Source organism: Paenibacillus naphthalenovorans, assembly GCF_001465255.1.
In the GTDB taxonomy this organism is placed as follows: Bacteria; Bacillota; Bacilli; order Paenibacillales; family NBRC-103111; genus Paenibacillus_G; species Paenibacillus_G naphthalenovorans.
On the sequence record NZ_CP013652.1, the window covers coordinates 4864487 to 4882192 of the forward strand.

17 protein-coding genes and 1 riboswitch are annotated in these 17706 nt (G+C 49.0%); of the genes, 15 read left to right on the top strand and 2 right to left on the bottom strand.

Annotated elements, in window-relative coordinates; translation table 11 throughout:
* The first annotated feature begins 266 nt into the window (after window positions 1-266).
* From IJ22_RS23990 to IJ22_RS24015, 6 genes are all read left to right on the top strand, one after another.
* Window positions 267-1262, top strand: coding sequence for a ferredoxin family protein (locus IJ22_RS23990; RefSeq protein WP_062410579.1), 996 nt, complete (start codon window positions 267-269; stop codon window positions 1260-1262).
* Window positions 1263-1304: 42 nt separating this feature from the next.
* Complete coding sequence (locus IJ22_RS23995) at window positions 1305-2261, top strand: ABC transporter substrate-binding protein (RefSeq protein ID WP_062410580.1); 957 nt, start codon at window positions 1305-1307, stop codon at window positions 2259-2261.
* A 46-nt stretch (window positions 2262-2307) separates the two neighbouring features.
* On the top strand, window positions 2308-3093 hold the full coding sequence (locus IJ22_RS24000; RefSeq protein WP_062410581.1) for an ABC transporter ATP-binding protein: 786 nt from the start codon (window positions 2308-2310) through the stop codon (window positions 3091-3093).
* Between the two features lie 68 nt (window positions 3094-3161).
* Entirely contained in the window at window positions 3162-4214 is a 1053-nt protein-coding gene (locus IJ22_RS24005; protein WP_062410582.1) for a FecCD family ABC transporter permease, read from the top strand.
* A complete protein-coding gene (locus IJ22_RS24010) occupies window positions 4214-5248 on the top strand; it encodes a FecCD family ABC transporter permease (protein WP_062410583.1) in 1035 nt (344 codons plus the stop codon). Before IJ22_RS24005 ends, IJ22_RS24010 begins: the two co-directional genes overlap by 1 nt.
* 27 nt (window positions 5249-5275) lie before the next feature.
* Window positions 5276-6274 carry an ABC transporter substrate-binding protein gene (locus tag IJ22_RS24015; RefSeq protein WP_235594214.1) on the top strand — a complete coding sequence of 333 codons (999 nt, stop codon included), beginning with the start codon at window positions 5276-5278 and terminating at the stop codon, window positions 6272-6274.
* Window positions 6275-6336: 62 nt separating this feature from the next.
* Here IJ22_RS24015 and groL read toward each other — a convergent pair whose 3' ends face one another.
* Window positions 6337-7953, bottom strand: a complete 1617-nt coding sequence (gene groL, locus IJ22_RS24020; RefSeq protein ID WP_062410584.1) for a chaperonin GroEL — start codon at window positions 7951-7953, stop codon at window positions 6337-6339.
* On the bottom strand, window positions 7946-8260 hold the full coding sequence (gene groES / locus IJ22_RS24025) for a co-chaperone GroES (protein WP_062410585.1): 315 nt from the start codon (window positions 8258-8260) through the stop codon (window positions 7946-7948). The genes groL and groES overlap by 8 nt, the downstream gene beginning before the upstream one ends.
* 561 nt (window positions 8261-8821) lie before the next feature.
* On the opposite strand from groES, the gene IJ22_RS24030 reads away from it, so the two are divergent.
* The 9 genes from IJ22_RS24030 to IJ22_RS24070 all read left to right on the top strand — a co-directional run bounded on the left by IJ22_RS24030 (window position 8822) and on the right by IJ22_RS24070 (window position 17310).
* Window positions 8822-9862, top strand: coding sequence for a nucleotidyltransferase family protein (locus IJ22_RS24030; protein WP_054817305.1), 1041 nt, complete (start codon window positions 8822-8824; stop codon window positions 9860-9862).
* The gene (locus tag IJ22_RS24035) at window positions 9859-11013 is read left to right on the top strand and encodes a glycosyltransferase family 4 protein (RefSeq protein ID WP_062410586.1); all 1155 of its coding nucleotides are present in this window, start codon (window positions 9859-9861) and stop codon (window positions 11011-11013) included. Before IJ22_RS24030 ends, IJ22_RS24035 begins: the two co-directional genes overlap by 4 nt.
* The gene (locus tag IJ22_RS24040) at window positions 10994-12070 is read left to right on the top strand and encodes a glycoside hydrolase family protein (protein ID WP_145862568.1); all 1077 of its coding nucleotides are present in this window, start codon (window positions 10994-10996) and stop codon (window positions 12068-12070) included. Before IJ22_RS24035 ends, IJ22_RS24040 begins: the two co-directional genes overlap by 20 nt.
* Entirely contained in the window at window positions 12051-13472 is a 1422-nt protein-coding gene (locus tag IJ22_RS24045) for a phosphomannomutase/phosphoglucomutase (protein ID WP_062410588.1), read from the top strand. Before IJ22_RS24040 ends, IJ22_RS24045 begins: the two co-directional genes overlap by 20 nt.
* Before the next feature lie 63 nt (window positions 13473-13535).
* Complete coding sequence (locus IJ22_RS24050; RefSeq protein ID WP_062410589.1) at window positions 13536-14585, top strand: glycoside hydrolase family 130 protein; 1050 nt, start codon at window positions 13536-13538, stop codon at window positions 14583-14585.
* Window positions 14586-14822: 237 nt separating this feature from the next.
* Window positions 14823-15044: a hypothetical protein gene (locus IJ22_RS24055; RefSeq protein WP_062410590.1), complete on the top strand. Its 222-nt coding sequence runs from the start codon at window positions 14823-14825 to the stop codon at window positions 15042-15044.
* 83 nt (window positions 15045-15127) lie between these two features.
* Window positions 15128-15256: riboswitch (cyclic di-AMP (ydaO/yuaA leader) on the top strand.
* A 197-nt stretch (window positions 15257-15453) separates the two neighbouring features.
* On the top strand, window positions 15454-15636 hold the full coding sequence (locus IJ22_RS24060) for a hypothetical protein (RefSeq protein WP_062410591.1): 183 nt from the start codon (window positions 15454-15456) through the stop codon (window positions 15634-15636).
* Complete coding sequence (locus IJ22_RS24065) at window positions 15633-15959, top strand: hypothetical protein (RefSeq protein ID WP_054817310.1); 327 nt, start codon at window positions 15633-15635, stop codon at window positions 15957-15959. Before IJ22_RS24060 ends, IJ22_RS24065 begins: the two co-directional genes overlap by 4 nt.
* A gap of 115 nt (window positions 15960-16074) precedes the next feature.
* Window positions 16075-17310 carry an N-acetylglucosamine-6-phosphate deacetylase gene (locus IJ22_RS24070; RefSeq protein WP_160327405.1) on the top strand — a complete coding sequence of 412 codons (1236 nt, stop codon included), beginning with the start codon at window positions 16075-16077 and terminating at the stop codon, window positions 17308-17310.
* Window positions 17311-17706: the final 396 nt, after the last annotated feature.

Here is a 17706-nt window from a genome sequence, read left to right on the forward strand (position 1 = left end):
ATTTCCTCTCTGTTCGGGCCAGGTATGTGACAAAATATCGGTCCGCTGTCTATTGATTAATCCTATAAACCATATACCATAATAACCATTTCTATTAAGCTCATCAATGATTGAATTGGAAAAATTTCTTAACACCGTTCGAGTGAGTGAAGCCTTGACAATGAAATTGATTATCATTACCATATATTTATAATAAAAAATGATAATGATTATCAATATCTTTGGGTTAGTCAGGATAAAACGACCAATGAAGCAGGAGGCTAAGGGTGGAAACCAATTCAATAATTGAAGACAGGTGTTTAAGTGACTGCCATGAACAGGACTTGTGTGCTGCGGTCTCCAAAATGGTCCGGGAGGATCCTATTGGTTCGGCGGCCGGGCATGAGCGTTATTTGTTCGTGGAAGTTCCGGTTCCCTGGGACTACGATGTCACGGCATCGAGGCATTTCCCGAAGGGCTTTATGGAAGTCCTCAAAAGGGCGGCCGAGAACGCGCCAAAATTCCGATTTTTATCTTTTGTATCCGATGCTCATCCCTCGCCCGCAGGGTACAGAAGAGTCATGTATTTTCAGAAGCCGCTTCCCCCTTTTGCCCGGTACGAAAAGAAGGAGTATGTAGCTCCCGAAGCAGAGTTAAACGCTTTAGCCGAAGCGCTGCTGAACGGCTCCGAGCTTATGAATCGTTATGAATCTTACAGGTTTCATTCGGAAAATGTCAGGGATTTGTTTGTCTGTACCCATGGAAGTCATGATGTGTGCTGCGGCAGGTTCGGTTACCCCATGTATAAAATGCTTGAAGATCATTATGCGGTGAAATCGTCCGGAAAGCTCAGAGTCTGGCGTGCCAGTCATTTTGGCGGTCACCGCTTTGCTCCTACGATTGCCGATTTGCCCGAAGGACGCTATTGGGCCCAAGTGGAGCCGGAAGATCTTGACACGCTCGTTCTTCGTCAAGGGCCGTTTTCCGATATCTCCCGAAAATACCGGGGATGGGGAGGTGTCGGAAAATATGAACAAATGGTCGAGCGTGAAATCTTCCTTCGTGAAGGATGGGGTTGGCTTGACTACAACAAGAAAGGCACGGTGTTGAGGGAAGAAGGACATTCCGCGGTGGTGAGAATAGATTATTCTTCCGCGGATGGAACGGTTTCAGGAGCATATGAAGGAACCGTTGTTTCCGCAGGTACGATCAAAATGGGCGGTTGCGGAAGCGCATTGAAAGATGTTCAGCAATATCAAGTCTCCCGGCTGACCAAGCTTTAATCCGGTTTAAAACATCATGACATAAGGCAGGAATTTCATAAAATGAAGAACAGCTCTGTAGTTTTCAAATGTTTAATTGTTTTTTTGTTGGGTTTTATCGCTGCCTGCGGGGTCAAGCAAGACCAGGCAGCGGAGAATCAGGGAGTGGCGGCTCCGGATCAAGTGAAGGCGGCACAGGAAGAAAGAACGATAAAGCACAAGATGGGGGAAACGAAAGTACCTGCCGATCCCAAGAACATTGGCGCCCTTCAGCCGTTTATCATGGATCATTTGTTGGCGCTGGGAGTCAAGCCCGGTTCCGGCGTGATGTTCGACCAGAAGTGGCCTGCGTTTCTTGCAGATGATTTAAAGGAAACGAAAGTAATCGGCAATGATGCGAACCCGAATCTGGAAGCGATTCTGGCCGCCGGTCCGGATTTAATCATAGGGCAGCCCTTTCAGGAGAAAGCCTATGACGGGTTATCGAAAATCGCTCCTACCATCATTTTGGACACGAATGCAAAGGATTGGCGCAGTACCTTTCTAGAGGTAGGCGAAATCACGGGTAAAACCAAAGAGGCCCGGTCCGTGCTGGAAGCTTTCGATAAAAAAGCCTCCGAAGCCAGGAAGACGCTTCAAGAGTCCATTGGTAATGAAACGGTCATGTTTCTGCGGGTCACCGATAAAGAGCTTCGTTATTACGGAATCAAAAATTATAAAATTTTGTACCAGGATTTGGGGCTTCAGCCTCCGAAGGAATTTGTGACGGACGAATCCAAAACATTCCAGGCGATTTCGATGGAAAAGCTGCCGGAGATTAATCCGGATCATATCCTGCTGCTCGTACAAAGTGAAGAAAAGCTGAATGAATTAAAGGGAAGCTCCCTGTGGCAAAACATGACTGCCGTGAAGAAAAACCAGGTGCACTCTGTCGATTATGATCTTTGGCTGCAGGGCTGGGGGCCCATCGCTTATAGCAAGCTGATTGATGAGACGCTTCAGTTTTTGGCGCGCAAATAACAGAGGCCTCCATGAAGATGCCTATGAAAAAGAAGAGGGGCAGACCATGAAGCAAACCTTATACTCGGAACATTTGAATATTGCTTATGCGGATCGGATGATTGTTGAGGATTTAAACTTGCACTTTCCAGAAGGGAAAATCACCGCGCTCGTAGGTGCCAACGGTTCGGGAAAGTCAACCATTCTGAAGGCGATGGCAAGAATTATGAAGCCTGAAGGGGGACAGGTATATCTCGACGGCAAATCGATCTACAGGCAGTCGACCAAAGAAGTCGCCAAACAGGTGGCCATTCTTCCGCAAAATCCAGCCGCTCCTGATGGATTGACGGTCAGCGAGCTTGTCTCTTACGGCCGGTTTCCGCATCAAAAAGGCTTTGGCACGCTGACGAAGGAAGACAAAGAAATCATTCAGTGGGCGATTCAGGTAACAGGGATGACGGAATTTTATGATCGCCAGGTAGATCAGCTTTCCGGCGGTCAGCGGCAGCGGGCGTGGATTGCCATGGCTCTGGCCCAAGGAACTCAAATTCTTTTTCTCGATGAGCCTACGACATTTCTGGATATGGCCCATCAGTTGGAAGTACATCAGCTGTTAATGAAGCTCAATCAGGAAGAACAGCGAACGATTATTATGGTAGTCCATGATTTGAATCATGCCTCCCGATATGCCCACCATGTGGTGGCCATTAAACAGGGGAAAGTGGTCAGTGAAGGAAGTCCGGACAAGGTCATGACCAGAGAAGTGCTCAAAGAGGTTTTTGGGATCGAAGCGGACATTATATCTGATCCGAGAAGCGGGGTTCCTCTATGCCTGCCCTTTGCGCTGGCTTAGGAAGGGATCTGCCGTGCGTCGCCCGTATTCGTATTGAAGTTATGAATTTATAGTGAGGATGTTTTAACGTGTCAATAACAGAAGCAACAGAGCCTATTGCGGATTCTTCAACCCCAAAGCTTCATTCGCGTCCCGCAGCCGCCGCCATCGTTTTGATCGGAGGTCTTGCCGCTCTTGTTCTCGGCATCGCGGCATCCATTTCATTCGGTGCGGCGGATATCGGATTGATGACCGTATGGGAAGCTGTATTCCGGTTTAATCCGGATCTTACGGCTCATCAAATCATCCAGGAACTGCGATTGCCGCGGGTGCTTGGAGGTGCCGTAGTCGGGGCCAGCTTTGCCGTCGCCGGAGCTTTGATGCAGGGCATGACCCGCAATCCGCTGGCCGATTCCGGTTTGCTGGGACTGAATGCCGGAGCCGGCTTCGTCATGGCGTTGTGCTATGCCTTATTTCCCGGCCTTCCTTTTATTTATCTGATGCTGTGTTCGTTTCTGGGTGCCGGACTCGGGGCAGGGCTCGTGTATGGCATCGGCTCTTCCGCGACAGCCGGGCTTACACCGGTTCGCCTTGTCCTTGCCGGCGCGGCGGTCACCGCCTTGTTGTCGGCGCTTAGCGAAGGGATTGCGATCCATTTTAATGTTGCCCAGAATCTGGCTATCTGGTATGCGGGGGGGCTGGAAGGCACCCGATGGATTCAATTGCAAATCATTTTTCCGTGGATTCTTGGCGCATTGCTCGCCGCCATGCTGCTGTCTCGTTCCATCACGCTGTTAAGCCTGGGCGAAGAGATTGCGGCGGGACTTGGCCAGCGCACGGAAGTAATCAAGCTTGCGGGACTGATCATCGTCCTTATACTCGCCGGTGCGGCGGTTTCGGTCGCCGGTACGATCGGTTTCGTCGGTTTGATGATTCCCCATGTAACCCGGTTTCTGGTTGGCGTCGATTACCGTTGGATCATTCCCTGCTCGGCTGTTCTCGGAAGTCTTCTGATGGTTTTAGCCGATCTGGCGGCGAGAATGGTTAACCCCCCGTTCGAGACGCCGTTAGGGGCGCTCATCGCTTTGCTGGGGGTTCCTTTCTTTCTCTATCTGGCGCGTAAAGAAAGGAGGGGGCTGTAATGGGAGCAACGCCGGAATCCGTCTTGGAAAACAGAAGAAAAAAAGGCGGGTTTACCGTCATGGCCGTTCTCGGCATACTGATTATCGCTGCTTTCATCATCAGCATGAACACCGGATATATACGTTTGTCGCCGCTTGATGTGATAAAGACGTTGTTTGGATGGGGGACCGGCAAGCAGGAATTGATTCTGTTTGAATTCCGCTTGCCGCGCATTGTCATTTCCGTTCTTGTTGGTGCCGGCTTAGCCGTGTCCGGCTGTATTCTGCAGGGCATCACCCGCAATGCGCTGGCTGATCCCGGCATTCTTGGCATTAACGCAGGCGCCGGTTTAACAGTCATGCTGTTTATTTTTTTATTTCCGACATCGGCAGCCGCCCCGGTACTTTGGCTTCCGGTAACGGCATTGGTTGGTGCGGGGCTAACCGCCGCATTGATCTGCATACTCGCCTACAAACGGCATAAGGGATTTGTGCCGACAAGGCTGCTGCTTACCGGGATTGCAGTGGCCACAGGCATCAAAGCGGCAATGATCGTACTGACGCTGCGGTTTGATCCGGATCAGTATCAGTTTGTGGCCACCTGGCTCGCAGGCAGTATATGGGGCTCGAGCTGGAAGTTTGTGCTCGCGCTTTTGCCATGGATTGTGGTGCTTCTTCCGTTTGTATTTTTCAAAGCCCGCGTGTTGAACGTGCTGAATCTTGGGGATCAGACAGCTGTTGGGCTTGGCACACCGATTGGGAAGGAAAGGCTTATGCTGCTGGGTGCAGCGGTAGGTTTGGCCGGATCGTGTGTAGCGGTAAGCGGAGGCATCGGTTTCATCGGGCTGATCGCTCCGCATTTGGCGCGAAGGCTTGTCGGGCCGAAGCATCAAATGCTTTTGCCGACATCGGCTTTGGCCGGGGCTTTGCTCCTTATCGTGGCGGATACCTTGGGCCGTTGGATTGTGCAGCCGTCAGAGGTTCCGGCCGGTCTCGTCGTTGCTGTGATCGGAGCGCCATATTTTCTTTATCTGCTGGCGCATGCGAAATCTTGAATCAGTTTGAATGTTGGAGGGAAATCTGTGTTTTTAATAAAAAATAGATTGTTGTATGTAACCTTGATGATCTGGCTAGTCATTGCTCTTGCTGCCTGCGGAGGCCAAGCGGGATCCGGGGCGTCGAATGCTCCGGCGGAGCAGACCGGCGATTCTTCCCCTGTGACCGACAAAAGCACGAAGATATTTAAAGCGGCGAATGGGGACGTTGAAATTCCGGTTCATCCGCAGCGCATCGTTGCGATCACGTTCTTGGGAGATCTGCTCGCGCTCGGGGTCAAACCGGTCGGCGCCGGTTCGATCGCGTTGAACAATTCCGTTCTTTTGGAAAAGGAGCTTGAAGGTGTAGCCGATGTCGGGGATGTCTCCGTGGAAAAGGTACTGGAGCTGAATCCGGATTTAATTATTGTACCGACGTATCTTCCGTCTGAAACGGTCGAGCAGCTGAAGAAAATTGCTCCTACCGTAGCGATTCCTTCCGTTGGCCTGGAGGGCGGAGATCCGCTGGAAGAATTGAAGACCTTCGGCGTGATGCTCGGTAAAGAAAAGGAAGCGGAAGCCTTCATTGCCCGGTATAAGCAAAAGGCTGAGGAAGCAAAGGCAAAATTAAACGGCATCATCGGTCCGGACGAAACGGTGGGAAGCTATTCCATTTGGGCGAAAAATCTTTGGGTATGGCCTAAAACGCGCGATGCGGGCTACAATCTGTTCGAGATGTTACAATACAAACCGCAAGACAAAATAGCCAAGGAAATTTTCCCGGATGGCAAAGGGAAGGACATTTCCTTGGAGGTGCTGCCCGAATTTGCCGCCGACCATATGTTTATTACGGTATACGAACCGGACGGAGGGGCCGAACGGGCGAAGGAAGTAGCGAATGGCGCCATTTGGCAAGGCCTGCCCGCCGTGAAAAATAACCATGTTTACTATTTGGATTATAAAAAATTCTGGATGATCGACGGGCTTAATTTGGAGAAGCAATTAGACATTCTGGTCGATCTCATCGTGAAGCAAAATCAAAAATAACCGGTCCCCCGGATATTCAAGTCTTGATGAAAAACCCGTCCTCACCGGACGGGTTTCGTTCGTTACATATCCATATCAGGCGTGCCACCGCTGCCTTTCCTTTTCTGTTCCGGTTTATCGCTAACGACACATTCCGTTGTCAGGAACATGGCGGCAACGGAAGCTGCATTTTGCAAGGCGGAGCGGGTTACTTTAGCAGGGTCCACAATTCCCTTCTCAATCATATGTACCCACTCGCCGTTGGCCGCGTTATAACCTATGCCCGCAGGCTCCCGTTGAATCCTTTCCACCACGATGGAACCGTCGATCCCGGCATTGGAAGCGATCGTTCGAATCGGGGCCTCCAGCGCATGACGCACGATGTTGATGCCCGTCGCTTCGTCGCCGCCGTCGGTTTTTATGTTTTCCACAGCCGAAATCACATTGATCAGTGCGACGCCCCCGCCTGCGACGATTCCTTCCTCGACTGCGGCACGTGTGGAGTTCAATGCGTCTTCGATACGTAATTTTTTCTCCTTCATTTCGGTTTCCGTCGCTGCGCCTACTTTAATCACAGCAACACCGCCGGCCAATTTGGCCAGCCGCTCCTGCAGCTTCTCGCGGTCGAATTCGGAGGTCGTTTCTTCGATTTGTTTTTTAATTTGTTGTACGCGCGAATCGATATCCTGCTTTTGTCCATAACCGTCGACAATCGTCGTGTTCTCTTTGGTTACTTGCACTTGACGAGCGCGTCCGAAATGTTCGAGCCCCGCATTCTTCAGGTCAAGACCAAGTTCTTCTGTAATGACTTGTCCACCCGTTAGCACTGCAATATCCTGCAGCATCGCCTTCCTGCGGTCGCCAAAACCAGGCGCCTTCACCGCTACGCAAGTAAACTTGCCGCGCAATTTATTAATGACAAGCGTGGCCAACGCTTCCCCTTCCACATCTTCGGCAATGATCAGGAGAGGCTTGCCCTGCTGAACCACTTTTTCAAGCGCGGGCAGCAAATCTTTGACATTGGATACCTTTTTGTCCGTAATCAAGATATAGGGCTCATCCAATACCGCTTCCATTTTATCCGTATTTGTAATCATGTAAGGGGAGATATAGCCGCGATCGAACTGCATCCCGTCAACCGTTTCCAGTTCGGTCGTAAAGCCTTTTGATTCTTCAACGGTGATGACCCCGTCTTTGCCGACTTTCTCCATCGCTTCCGCGATCAGTTGTCCGATTTCTTCATCCGCGGCGGAGATGGCAGCCACCTGTGCGATTTCATTTTTGTGATCCACCGGTTTTGCGATTTTCTTAATCTCATCAACCGCAACGCGAACGGCTTTCTCTATCCCTTTTCGGATGAGCATCGGGTTTGCGCCGGAGGTCACATTCTTAAGACCTTCACGAATCATTGCTTGGGCGAGTACAGTAGCGGTGGTAGTACCGTCGCCGGCTACGTCATTGGTCTTGGTTGCCACTTCCTTCACCAATTTGGCGCCCATATTTTCAAACGGATCTTCCAGTTCGATTTCTTTTGCAATGGTTACTCCATCATTGGTAATCAGTGGAGAGCCGAATGACTTTTGCAAGACCACATTGCGTCCCTTAGGACCAAGAGTCACTTTCACGGCATTAGCCAGCGTGTCCACACCGCGAAGCATAGCGCGGCGAGAATCTTCGTTGAACAGGATTTGTTTAGCCATGGGTTACCAGCTCCTTTTGACCTGAAGGTTCCAAAATCGCCAAAATATCCGACTCTCTAAGGACTAAATAGTTTTTTTGCTCAACTTTTATCTCGGTGCCCGCATATTTGCTGTAAAGAACGAGGTCACCTTCATGCACATCCAAGGGTATGACGTTACCCTTTTCTATTCGTCCTCGACCCACCGCAACAATTTTGCCTTGCACCGGTTTTTCCTTCGCCTTTTCGGGAAGTACGATGCCGCCGGCTGTCACTTCTTCCTGCTTCTGTGGTTCGATCACCACTCGGTCACCTAACGGTTTCAACATCGAGTACCAACCTCCCAACTGAATGTATTAGCACTCGTAAAGTAGGAGTGCTAATGCTGATAATTAATATACATCATTTGTATCGTCGATCAAAGGCGGTTTTCCCGTATGAAAGCTTATAAAAATGAATTCAGTTCGTGATTTTTTATCATTTCTCTTGATTTTGAAGGAATACTTGTATTTTTTACCGTGGACGCACAGAAAAAAAGAGAAAAATTAAGCAAAGAAAAGAAAGAAAAAGAAAAGCCGGGATTTTTTTGTTCAGGTTGCCCAAAATTAGCAAAATGTACCTTTGAAAAAAAGCAAAAAGAAAAAATATACTCAAATTAGCACTCGTCTCATTAGACCGCTAACAAAAAATGATATGAAGAAGACAATCATATTTGAAGCTTTTTATTGATCGTGGGAACATGACGGTAAAGAATTTCACCTATGATCATGTCTTCTTTTTTTGTGGGGTGAACCGGTATGAAAACATGATGAAGTGCGACTCTCATTGCCAGACAGGGGGTTGACATACAGGGCCTGTTATTGATTCATTTGATAGGAGGTATTTGCCGTATGAATGCATTACTGCTTGCCGGAGGTCTCGGAACCAGGTTGAAGCCGCTCACGGAAACATTGCCCAAACCGATGGCTTTAATCGCCAATCGTCCGTGGCTGGAGCATGTGATTGTTCATTTGAAAAAACAGGGTATTCAAAATTTCGTTATCGCGGTCAAGCATCATCCGGAGAAAATACAGAATCATTTTGGCAATGGAGAGAAATGGGGGATCACGATCCAATATGCGATGGAAGATTCCCTCAAAGGCACTGCCGGAGCCATCAAAAACGCGGAGCGTTATCTTGACGATCGGTTTATCGTGGTCAACGCGGATATCGTTCATGAAATCGACCTTAATCCCTTATTGGAATTTCACCGGAAGCACGGGGGAAATGTCACTATCGGCTTGACGGAGGTGGACGATCCCACCCAATATGGCGTCGTGCAGCAGGACGGGGCTGGACGCATCCTTCGGTTTGTCGAAAAGCCCCGTTTGGAAGAAGCGCCGTCACGTCGGATCAATGCGGGAATTTATGTGATGGAAAAAAAGGTGCTGAGCTTCATTCCCCCGGATCGGGAAGTTTCCATCGAGCGTGAAACCTTCCCTCTGCTGATTACCAGGAATGCAGGTGTTTACGGAAAAGTGATTTCGGGATACTGGATGGATATGGGAACCAAAGACAGGTACCGCCGAATTCATTGGGATGTGTTAAATCGCGTGAACAACCTTCCGATCCCCGGCAAAGAAAGCGGAAAAGGAATCTGGCTGGGCAAAAACTGCGATATTGGCCCCGGTGTACTGCTCATTCCGCCGGTTCTTATCGGAGATAACGTGGTTATCGGGGAACGCTCCATTATCGGGCCGTTCAGCGTAATCGGAAACGATTGTGTGATCGGCCGTAACGTGCGCTGTTCCGAAACCATTATGTGGGACCGCTGCAAAATAAACGACGCAACCCATTTAAGCAACTGCATTTTCGGTTACGATCTTGAGATGGGCTCGAAGCATATTTTGCATGAAGCGGTCATGAATCGAATGGGGGTGCTGCAAGCATGACTCGAGTGGCTTATGTCAGTACGTACGTGCCTCAAAAATGCGGGCTGGCCACCTATACGTTTCATTTAAGGCAGGCGGTCAATAACGCCAAGGGTTGGAAAGGGAAGGACCCCGTCGTTGTGCTCACGGAAAACCCGGCCGACCGGTCCGGTGATCCCGTTTTGTGGCCGCTTCAGCGCAATCAAGTTGAAGATTACGCCAAAATGGCGAGGAAAATAAATGGCTCCGATATCGACGTTGTTTCCCTGCAGCATGAATTCGGGATCTTTGGCGGTGAAGCGGGAGCTCACATCTTAACCTTTATCCAAAATCTAAAAAAACCTCTCATCACAACCTTTCATACGGTTTTCAAGAAACCCGAGCCACCCTACGCCTCGATCCAGAGGGAAATCGCGGAAAAAAGCGCAAAGATCATCGTGATGAACCGGAAGGCAATTGCCTATTTGCAAGAAGCGTACGGAATCCCGAAAGAAAAAATTTGCTTTATCCCCCACGGTACACCAGAGCCGAGTTCGGAAAAAAGGCAGCATGTCCGGGAGCAGCTTGGCTGGCAGAACCGAAAAGTGCTCATGACGTTCGGGCTGCTGAGCCGTGGCAAAGGCATCGAACTGATCCTGAAGGCATTGCCGGAAATCGCACGCAGGATTCCCAATGTTTTATATGTGATTGCCGGACAAACGCATCCGGAAATCAGGAAGCGGGAAGGAGAGTCCTATCGGAACGAGCTGCAGGAACAAATTCGAACCAGCGGTATGCAGCAGCATGTTGCAATGATTGACAAGTACATGGACGAGGACGAACTGATCAAGCATATTTCAGCATGCGATATCTATGTGACCCCTTACCCGGGGATGCAACAGATTACAAGCGGCACATTGGCATACGCTGTCGGGTTGGGGCGGCCGGTATTATCCACGCCCTACGCTTATGCGCAGGATTTGCTTTCCGACTATCCGGAACTGCTTTTGCCTTATGAAAATGAACAGGCATGGATCGATAAAACGGTCTCGCTGTTGACCAACGATCCTTTATTGAAGAGCTGGAACAAACGAATGGAGCGTATCGGGGAAACAATGCATTGGCCGGTAATCGGAAGGCAGCACGCAAGCTTGTTCGCCGAGGTGAGGGAACGTGAATCCGTCATCAGTTAGTTTTCGGCATATGTTTCGGCTGACTGATGATACCGGAATCGTAGAGCACGCTCTTGGCCGCATTCCCCGCCGCCAGGAGGGCTACAGCACGGACGACCAGGCCCGGGCGCTCTGGGCGTGCCTGGAGTGGCTTGATTATGTTCCCGAGAAGGAAGCTGACGGTTTACATTCGCTCATCGATACGTATCTCTCCTTTTTGCTTTGGACACAAAACGAAAACGGACATTTTCACAACAACATCGCTTTTGATCGGACGAGAGAAGCCGAAACGCCCTCGGATGATTGCCTGGGACGCTGTTTGTGGGCCAGTGCGCTCGCTTTTATAAAGCTGCAGGATCGGGAACGCGCGCTTGCGGCAAAAGAAATCCTTGAAAAGGCGATGAACCAGGTGGCCAATTTGCAATACCTGCGGGGATCTGCTTACGCGATGGCGGCGATAAGTCTCTTGATTCGCCATAACTATCCGCGCGACTTGGATGCTGTATTGGCGGCACTGGCGGCGAAATTGCTTCATGCTTACCGGACCCATGCCAGGCCGCAATGGTTATGGTACGAACCGGCATTATCCTACAGCAACGGGATTATCCCCTGGGGATTGTTTTGCGCGTATGAGGCTATGAAAAACAATGAGCTTCTTGACGTTGCTGTAGAAAGCCTGGATTTTCTAATCCGGTTATCGCTGAATGAGAAGGGGCATATTCGTCCGGTAGGGAATAGGGGATGGTGTACGCCAGAGTACAGAGCACTGTGGGATCAACAGCCGATCGATGTCATGAAGCTCGCTTTGGCCGCTTCCAAAGCCTACGAAATGACAGGAAAAGCCCGTTATGCAGAGATCGTAGGTAAATGCAGGGGCTGGTTTTACGGCGAGAACGATGCGGGGGTTCCGATGTGCAACGCGCTGGAAGGGAGCGGATACGATGGATTGGGGGAAAAGGGTCCGAATCTGAACCAGGGAGCGGAATCTACACTATCTTATTTATTGACAGAGGCTGTTTATCTGAAACTTAACGCGAACAAAAGAGGTGCAGAGAACTATGCGGCTTATCGATGCTAAACGTAACCTGCTGCCAACCCAGGTTTTTCGGGAATATGATATTCGCGGAAAAGCCTACGCGGAAATCGATCTTTCTTTCTGCTACTTGCTTGGCAAAGCGTTTGGGGAAAAGGTTAGGGCTACGGGAACCGACAAGGTGATTGTCGGCCGTGACAACCGTAAATCGTCTCCGGAATTTCATCGTGCGCTAATTTCCGGTTTGCACCAAGCGTCCTGTCACGTCGTGGATATAGGGGAAGTCACGACACCGATGTTTTACTATGCGCTTGAATTTCTAAAAACGCCCTGCGGTGTAATGATTACTGCAAGCCATAATCCCGGTGACGAGAACGGATTTAAGATTGCGATGGACTATTCGACCATTTATGGAAACGCGATTCTAGAGCTGCGGCAAGGGATGCGCCGGCTTTCGGAAGAGGAGGACATACCGCAAAAATACAGATGGAACATGCGTCTGCTGAAGCGCGAAGACGTGGAAGAGCCGTACTTGACCATGCTGGCCGAAAAAATAAAACTTGGCCCGAGAAAATTAAAAGTAGTGGTGGACTGCGGCAATGGCACGCCGTCTCCTTTTGTTCCGAAAGCGTTGAAAAACTGGGGCTGCGAAGTAATAGAGCTTTATTGCAAGTCCGACCCGGATTTCCCGAACCATCACCCGGATCCTGTGGATCCGGACAATTTGAAAGATCTGATCGACAAGGTGAGAGCGTCGAAGGCTGATATTGGTATTGCCTTCGACGGAGACGGCGACAGGCTCGGCGTCGTGGATGAGCAGGGGAACGTGTTATGGGGCGATCAATTAATGATTCTGTTCTGGCGCGAAATTCTTCCCCGATATCCCGGCTGTGACGCTTTAATTGAGGTGAAATGCTCAAAGGCGCTGGTGGAAGAAGTCGAGAGACTCGGCGGCAAGCCGGTGTATCACCGCACCGGGCATTCGCATATCAAAGCTACGATGCGCAGGCTGAATACGCCGTTCAGCGGCGAAATGTCTGGTCATCTATTTTTCCGTGACGAATACTACGGATTTGACGACGCCCTGTATGCGGCCGGTCGGCTCCTACGGATATTGACCCATACGGATAAGCGTCTTTCGGATTGTTTTAAGGATGTACCCCGTTATTATGCAACACCTGAAACGAGAGTTCCGTGCAGCGACGACGCCAAGCTTCGCATTTTGAACAAAGTGAAGCATTACTTTCATGGAAGTCATGAGATGATCGAGGTGGACGGAATTCGTGTTTTGTTCCCTGGAGGATGGGGGCTTGTCCGCTGCTCCAACACGCAGCCGATTTTAGTATTGCGTGCGGAAGCGGAAACGGAGGAAGGGTTGAATGAAATCAAGTCGGAACTGGAAAAGGCCTTGAAAACTGCATCCGGAAGCCTGCAAGTCAACTGGTAATTGGCAGTGCCCGGTTAAGGAGTGGAACATGGATTTGGACTGCTTGGAAGGGGGTTACATGCAATGAAAGTATCCCGATATATCGGCAACCCGATCATTGAGCCCAAAGATATTCGTCCATACCTTAAAGATTATGAAGTCATAGGCGTTTTTAATGCCGGTGTCATGCGTTACGGAGATGAGATCCTGCTGCTTCTGCGCGTAGCGGAAAGGCCGGTACACCGCGATCCGAACGTTGGATTGAGTCCGTACTACGACGTCGCCAACGGCAGAATGGGGATCAATCAACTGGAAAAGGGAGTCCCGGGATATGATTTTTCAGATGCTAGGGGCATCGCTACACCGGAAGGCTCATTGCTCACGTCCCTTTCCTATTTGAGAATAGCGAGGAGCAAGGACGGCGTTCATTTTGAGATCGATGACCGTCCCGCTTTATTTCCGGAAAACCAATATGAGATTTACGGAATTGAGGATTGTCGGATCACTCAGATTAACGATACGTATTTTATCAATTATTCGGCCGTGTCCAACCTGGGAATTACAACCTGCCTGGCTTCCACGAAAGATTTTGCATATATTCAACGCGAGGGCGTGATTTTCCAACCGGACAGCAAAAATATCGTCATCTTTCCGCAAAAAATTAACGGCAAATATTATGCCCTTCATCGGCCTTCCAGCTCCAGCTTTGGCAAACCAAGCATGTGGTTGGCGGAATCTCCCGACCTGCTTTGCTGGGGGAATCATCGTTTCTTGATGGGCTGCCGGCCGGGCCTGTGGGATGAAGCACGAATAGGGGGAAGCTGCGTTCCTATTAAACTCGAACAGGGGTGGCTGGAAATTTATCATGGCGCCGATCGCAATAATAGATATTGCCTGGGGGCCGTGCTGCTGGATTCGGAACAGCCCTGGCGCGTCATCGCCCGCAGTACGCAGCCTTTTTTGGAGCCGGAAACGGACTATGAAAAAGAAGGTTTTTTTGGCAATGTCGTTTTCAGCTGCGGGGCGCTTTATGAAGACGGCAAGGTAAAAATTTATTATGGCGCAGCGGATACCTCTATGTGTTATGCTGAGGTAGAAATGAGTGAAATTCTGGAGCAATTGGAACAGGTTTGACCGGCAACCCGGCGATGAAGGAGCGAATGGAGACTGTTTCACAAGAAAGACATCAACTTTTGGGACAGTCTCTTTAGCATCTTTCTAAACGTATTCAGTCCGAACAGGTCACACGTCGTTTGAGGATGACTCTTTTTTCAGCGGGCTGTTACCTTTATGATGATGTGGTTATAATAGTTATATATCTTGAATACGTTTTAAAATGAAGCGGCGGTTTTATAATGGGGAGTGAGTGTTATGAATAAGAAGAATGTGAAATTAAGAGTAGCCTGGATCATCCCCAATATATGCTTATATTTGCTTTGTATTGCGGTCGGCGTCTTTGTGATGGCGAATGCCAGTGGATTAAGTGAGATCGATAGATTAGGTACTTGGGTGGTTTTGTTGCTTGCGCTTTTATCGGTCGCCCTCATTGGCACGCTCAGAATCGTATTTTGGATTAAAAAAGGTAAGATGTGATCCTGTGGGAATATTTGTAATATATTAGCATAAATAGTAGTAAAAGCGTTTCTTTGATTGACGAATGTTTAACTATTAGGTATTATTATAGTACGCTTAATTTCCGAGTCATCGGAAAGCGGGGGAACCAATTTTCTGGGGCGAATCATGATGTAGGGAACCATCTTTCCCGAGCCCGGCAGCTAACCTCGTCAGCAGTTAGATGGGTCAAATTCATTTTTTATTCGAATGATGGTTTACATTGACCCGTATTGCGGGTCTTTTTGTTTTGTTAGACCCGCCATATAGCTGCTGATCGTCAAAGGCATCTGCGGTCATGCTGCTTATTGCGGGTTTTTTGATGCGGCGAATTTTAAAGGAGGAGTGGAGCAGGAGAGGACTCTTCTTTAAAAGGAGATGCTGTAAAGCTATGATTATGAAAACAAGAGATGGGAAAGTCGTTGAAATTTTATATAAGGATGAACAGGGATTTTGTTATTGTGATGATGGGATGACCCGGCCTAAAAGCGAATTAACCGTACCTACCAAAGAAGAGGTTTTGGATAAACGTAAAAGCAATAAACTAAAGACAGAGGAAAGGAACATGCCATGATTCAGAGAATTACTGCCGCTCATTTACAGCAGCTATCCAAAGAACAGCAAGAAAAACTGCGCGAACAATGGCATCCGGAAGAAGGGGAATATATCTTTTACAGCGGACAAGAAGAGATGATCTACTACATGGGCGGTTTTCATAAAGAGAAAGCGCTCCCGTTATTGACGATTGGTCAAATGCTGGCGTATTTGCATCAATATGACAGCTATATTCGCATTGATAAGATTTACGAAGAATGGCTGATCAAGACTTCAAGCCTTGAAGTGAAGGGTCGCGAGCTGTGCGATGCGCTGTGGAATGCCATGATATTGATCTTATAATGAACCAAGATCCCCCATTTCCAGGGGGATATTTTTATTAACTCCATTGACACTCTCTATGTCAGCAGGTCATAATCAATTTTGAACCGGTACAAATATGTATTGGATGGATGAAGTGAATACAATAAAGAAAGAGGTGTTTACGATCGAAACAAACCCGCGTGAAATATATGGCAGCCTGGTTTCAACGGGGGAATATGTATGCGTCAGCATTGTCGGCGAACGCATCTTTTCCGTCACGCCCACAGAGAAACAAAAGCGTGCCGATAACGAAAGGGAAGTCTGGATTTGTCCCGGTTTGATCGATCTGCAAATTAACGGTTTTGCTGGCTATGATCTGAATAGGGCTGATGCGGACCTGGAGGAACGTGTGGAAGCGATTCGGCAAATGACACGGGAAGTGCTGCGAACGGGTACGACTTCTTTTTGTCCGACGATTATTACGGCCGGATTCGAACAGATTCATTCCAGTTTAACGGCGATTCGTCTGGCCTGCAGCCGGGATCCGATCGTAGACAGCTGCGTGCTGGGCGTCCATTTGGAAGGACCTTACTTGTCTGATCAGGACGGTCCGCGAGGCGCTCACCCCCGCGAACATATTAAGGATCCCGACTGGGAAGAGTTTACCGCTTGGCAGGAAGCCTCGGGCGGGCGCATCCGTATGGTGACATTGGCGCCGGAACGCACGGGAGCTGTCGAGATGATTCGCAGGCTTGTTCAAGAAGGCATCCTCGTATGCATAGGCCATACCGCCGCGTCTCACGATGAAATTATTGCGGCTGCCGATGCCGGTGCGAGAATGTCCACTCATCTGGGGAACGGAGCGCATGCACAGCTTCCCCGGCATCCGAACTATATTTGGTCACAGCTTTCCGACGACCGTTTGACTCCGGGCATCATTTCCGACGGACATCATCTGCATCCTTCTGTCATGAAGGTGATGGCGCGGGCAAAGAATAATCAAATAGTTCTTGTCAGCGATGCGGTGCATTTGGCCCATATGAAGCCGGGCATTTACAAGACGCACGTTGGCGGGGAAGTGGAGCTGCTTCCTTCCGGGCGGCTGCAGATGGTTGCCGATCCGCTGCTCTTGGCCGGAGCGGCCGTATCCCTTGCAGACTGTGTGCAAACCTATATGCGGCTTACTTCAGCGAGTCTCCATGAAGCCATAAGGTTGGCTACGATCATGCCTGCCCGCTTAATCGGAGAGCCGCTGCTTGGACAGGTGCGGCCGAATGGAATGGCGGATTTGTTGACCTTTACTCTGAATCCAGAGGACGGCAGGATCGATATGCTTGCCGTTACAAAACGTGGACAAACGGTATATTCAGCTGCGCAGGAAAATTTGTGAATAAAGAAATCTACCATTGACGATAAAAAATGAAAGCGCTATAATTTGATTTGAAACGGTTCAAAAATTTCGTCCCAAAATGGTCGAAAATGATGTTAAATGGTTGAAGTTGCAAGCCATTTAACAAATTTAAATCCATTTGCAAGCGCTTGCATAATTGTAGAAGGTGATTGGTTTTATGGCAATCGTCTAATATCCCACTAGAAACGCAAAGGTCACAACATTAACACGACAAATTATGTTATATATATGTTATTAATTTTATGTTAATCAAATTTATATTGATTAATTCCGTTTTTTGATGTTAATATAAATAACATAAATTGCTTGAGAGCAGCGTATTATTTTTTTAGTCCTTATTTGAACCGGTTCAAAAAATGAGCCGAATCAATAGTA

Coding starts and splice junctions, on each gene's coding strand:
- IJ22_RS24030 (WP_054817305.1), top strand. CDS start 8,822: ATGAATGCATTACTGCTTGCCGGAGGTCTCGGAACCAGGTTGAAGCCG.
- IJ22_RS24065 (WP_054817310.1), top strand. CDS start 15,633: ATGATTCAGAGAATTACTGCCGCTCATTTACAGCAGCTATCCAAAGAA.
- IJ22_RS24055 (WP_062410590.1), top strand. CDS start 14,823: ATGAATAAGAAGAATGTGAAATTAAGAGTAGCCTGGATCATCCCCAAT.
- IJ22_RS24000 (WP_062410581.1), top strand. CDS start 2,308: ATGAAGCAAACCTTATACTCGGAACATTTGAATATTGCTTATGCGGAT.
- IJ22_RS24010 (WP_062410583.1), top strand. CDS start 4,214: ATGGGAGCAACGCCGGAATCCGTCTTGGAAAACAGAAGAAAAAAAGGC.
- groL (WP_062410584.1), bottom strand. CDS start 7,953: ATGGCTAAACAAATCCTGTTCAACGAAGATTCTCGCCGCGCTATGCTT.
- IJ22_RS24045 (WP_062410588.1), top strand. CDS start 12,051: ATGCGGCTTATCGATGCTAAACGTAACCTGCTGCCAACCCAGGTTTTT.
- groES (WP_062410585.1), bottom strand. CDS start 8,260: ATGTTGAAACCGTTAGGTGACCGAGTGGTGATCGAACCACAGAAGCAG.
- IJ22_RS24050 (WP_062410589.1), top strand. CDS start 13,536: ATGAAAGTATCCCGATATATCGGCAACCCGATCATTGAGCCCAAAGAT.
- IJ22_RS23995 (WP_062410580.1), top strand. CDS start 1,305: ATGAAGAACAGCTCTGTAGTTTTCAAATGTTTAATTGTTTTTTTGTTG.
- IJ22_RS24035 (WP_062410586.1), top strand. CDS start 9,859: ATGACTCGAGTGGCTTATGTCAGTACGTACGTGCCTCAAAAATGCGGG.
- IJ22_RS24060 (WP_062410591.1), top strand. CDS start 15,454: ATGATTATGAAAACAAGAGATGGGAAAGTCGTTGAAATTTTATATAAG.